Origin of the sequence: Flavihumibacter sp. CACIAM 22H1 (assembly GCF_001601815.1) — a bacterium.
Taxonomy (GTDB): Bacteria; Bacteroidota; Bacteroidia; order Chitinophagales; family Chitinophagaceae; genus Flavihumibacter.
In genome coordinates this window covers 7,593-11,089 of record NZ_LUKG01000094.1, presented here as the reverse complement: position 1 = coordinate 11,089, position 3,497 = coordinate 7,593, and the positions used below count along the sequence as shown (strand labels likewise).

Here is a 3,497-nt window from a genome sequence, read left to right as displayed (position 1 = left end):
GGGCTTTACAGCCATATGCTGGATAAACAGCATTTTGATTTTGCCAAACAATGTGGTTGCACCGATGTAGTGGTGCACCTCGTGGATTATTTTTACAAGGGCAACCAGGATAATAAAAATAACCAGCCCATTGGAGATAATTCGGGTTGGGGCATAGCCGGCCATACCAGTGATTTATGGCAGTATGAAAAGTTGCTGGATATTAAAAAACAAATTGAAGACGCCGGGCTTACCTGGGCGGCTATTGAAAACTTTGATCCCGCGCATTGGTACGATGTATTGCTGGACGGGCCCCGCAAACAGGAGCAGTTGGAAGTGCTGAAACAACATATCCGTACCGTGGGTAAAGTGGGCATACCGGTAATCGGGTACAATTTCAGCCTGGCTGGTGTATCCAGTAGAATCACCGGGCCGTTTGCCAGGGGGGGAGCTGTTTCAGTTGGAATGGACGGGGTAGATAACCGTCCTATCCCTAATGGTATGATATGGAATATGGTCTATGACCAGGAGGCAGCACCAGGTATAGTACCTCCTATCAGTCAGGATGTACTGTGGCAGCGCTTGGCTTATTTCCTGGAAGAACTTCTTCCGGTAGCAGAAGAGGCAGGTGTTCAACTGGCTGCACATCCGGATGATCCGCCAATGCCGGAGGTAAGAAATACGCCCAGGCTGGTGTATCAACCCCACCTGTATCAAAAATTGCTGAATCTATATCCCAGCAAGGCAAATAAGCTGGAATTCTGCCTGGGTTCTATTGCAGAAATGACAGAAGGTAATGTGTATGAGGCAACCCGGCAGTATGCTGATCATATCAGTTATATTCATTTTAGAAATGTAAAAGGCAAAGTACCGGCTTACCGCGAAGTTTTTGTAGATGAAGGTGATATTGATATGGGTGAAATAATCCGGATACTGCGCGAAAAAAATTTCCAGGGTGTATTGATTCCTGATCATACCCCCCAAATGTCGGTAGAAGGGGGGTGGTATGCCGGTATGGCGTATGCCCTGGGGTATATGAAAGCAGCTATGAACTTTATTCATTAAACCAGTACCATGCTTTTGTTGACAGGTTCTTACACCGAAGCGCTTTCACCGGCTATTGATGCCCGGGGTAAGGGCATGAGTTTGTTTGATTTTTCGGAGGAGTCGGGTCAATTGACATTGCTTGACCAGATCGCCTTAAGAAATCCAAGTTATCCGATCTGGGATAAATCCCGTCAAATGGTATGGGTGGCAGAAGAAATTATGGCTTCGGATAATCCTTGTTTAGCCGGTTATGTAAAGCAGGCAGCATTTTCTTTAACAAGGCAGAAAAGCATTCCTGTACCGGTGTCATTTGCCTGCCATATAGCCGTAGTAGGAGAGGCGCTTGTTCTGGCCAATTACCTGAGCAGTGATATCGGTATTATAAGCGGAATAGCAACCGGAAAGGAACGTATTCACTTGATACGCCACAGTGGTTCGGGCAAGGACCCGGAACGGCAGGAAGCCCCGCATCCGCATATGATCCTGCCTTTGTCTGAACAGTCTTTTTATGTGGTGGACTTGGGGCTTGATGCGCTGTGTTTCTATCAACAGAACAGCAGCGGTAATTGGGAGCAGGTAGATTCTATGGGTGTAAACCTTATGCCCGGATCTGGTGCCCGCCATATGATCTCTATTCGGGCACATAGCTACCTGGTTGTTTTGGCCGAACTGAATGGCGTTGTTTTTTTGCTGAAAGGCTCGGGTGCCGGTTATGTTGTCATTGATCGTATCCGGCTTCATAGCGGCAATAAAGCAAGTGCTGCGGCTATTATAGTTGATGCATTTGATAAATTCATATACGTTAGTGAGCGTAGTACGAATACCATCTATTGCCTGGAAATTATCAATGACCGGATTTGCCAGGTAGGAGCAGTGGATTGCCAGGGACAAACGCCCAGGGCCATCAGTATTGCCCCCGTTGGTAACTGGCTCTTGTCTGCCAACCAGGATAGTAATTCCATTACCGTCTTTAAAAGAAACCCGTTGAGCGGTCAATTACAGTTCTCGCATAGTAGCGATGTATATACCCCAAATAGTTTTTGCTGGTTAGACTAGCTATCTGCTAATAGCTCCTGTGGAGGGTAAAATCGTATCGGAGAAAGGAAATTTTGATTAGGTTTTTGGCGGATTTGAAGTAGAATTCCTGCCGTCATTGTAGTAAATTTGAAAACGACCATAAGCCATAGTAAATGAGGAGAAAAATACTGGTCGCTGTCTGTATTCTGATTGTAGCAGCGATTGCTTTTACAGCCTGTATGAACAGTGCCGCTGAAGGAGGAATGCCTTCGGGAAAGATTAGTTATAACTACCATGTAAGGCCCATCCTGTCTGATAAATGTTTCAAATGTCATGGCCCGGATCTAAACAAAATGGAAGCTGGTCTTCGACTCGACCTTCCTGAATTTGCTTTTGCGCCCCTGAAAGAAACCAAAGGTGCTTTTGCCCTGGTGCCAGGAAAACCCCAGGAATCGGAATTGTACAAGCGGGTCATTTCCACTGACCCGGCCTATGTTATGCCAACGCCTGATTCTCACCTGGGTGCCCTTACCGAAGTAGAAGCTGATATCATTAAAAAATGGATTGAGCAGGGCGCTGAATACGAACCGCATTGGGCTTTTGTTGCACCGGTAAAGCAGGAGGTTCCGAAACTGGATCCTTCCAAAACAAAAAATGAAATAGATTATTTTATCCAGCAGCGCCTGAAGGAAAAGGGTCTTTCCATGAATGAGGAAGCGGATAAGGAAAGATTGCTGAAAAGAGTGTCCCTGGATCTTACCGGTTTGCCGCCCACTGAAGCATTGATGGACCAGTTTCTGCAGGATAAGTCCGAAAATGCCTATGAAAAGCTGGTTGAAACCTTGTTGGCATCTCCTCAATACGGTGAAAAAATGGCGGTTCATTGGCTGGATGTTGCCCGGTATGCCGATAGCTATGGTTACCAGGATGATAATATCCGTACACAGTGGCCCTGGCGCGACTGGGTGATCAAGGCATTTAATGAAAATATGCCCTACGATCAGTTTGTAACCTGGCAAATGGCCGGAGATATGTTGCCCAATGCCACTAAAGAACAGATACTGGCTACCGCTTTTTTCCGCAATCATAAATACACGGAAGAAGGGGGTGTGATACCGGAAGAATACCGGATAGAATACGTGCTGGACAAAACCAAAACCTACACAAAAGGACTGTTGGGATTGACGGCTGAATGTGCCCAATGCCACGATCATAAGTACGATCCGATTTCGCAGAAAGATTATTTCAGCCTTTTTGCGTTTTTTAACAGTACCTATGAAATAGGGTATGAAGGGGATATATCCATTTCCAAGCCGGCTAAAAATCCCATACTGAAACTGACGAATGAAGAACTTAAATCAACACTTTCCTTTATCAACCGGGAAGATACCGGTGCACTGATGGTTTCTGTAATGGGAGAATTGGATACCATCCGCCCCACCTATGTATTGAAC

General features: G+C 46.0%; 3 protein-coding genes. All 3 read left to right on the top strand.

Annotated features, from left to right (window positions below; translation table 11 throughout):
- Positions 1 to 1,044: mannonate dehydratase (locus A1D16_RS18935; protein WP_290712424.1), on the top strand; the 1,044-nt coding region annotated here is incomplete at its 5' end.
- 9 nt (positions 1,045 to 1,053) lie between these two features.
- A complete protein-coding gene (locus A1D16_RS18930; RefSeq protein WP_290712422.1) occupies positions 1,054 to 2,082 on the top strand; it encodes a beta-propeller fold lactonase family protein in 1,029 nt (342 codons plus the stop codon).
- A 200-nt stretch (positions 2,083 to 2,282) separates the two neighbouring features.
- Positions 2,283 to 3,497: DUF1549 domain-containing protein (locus tag A1D16_RS18925; RefSeq protein WP_290712420.1), on the top strand; the 1,215-nt coding region annotated here is incomplete at its 3' end.

Coding starts and splice junctions, on each gene's coding strand:
- A1D16_RS18930 (WP_290712422.1), top strand. CDS start 1,054: ATGCTTTTGTTGACAGGTTCTTACACCGAAGCGCTTTCACCGGCTATT.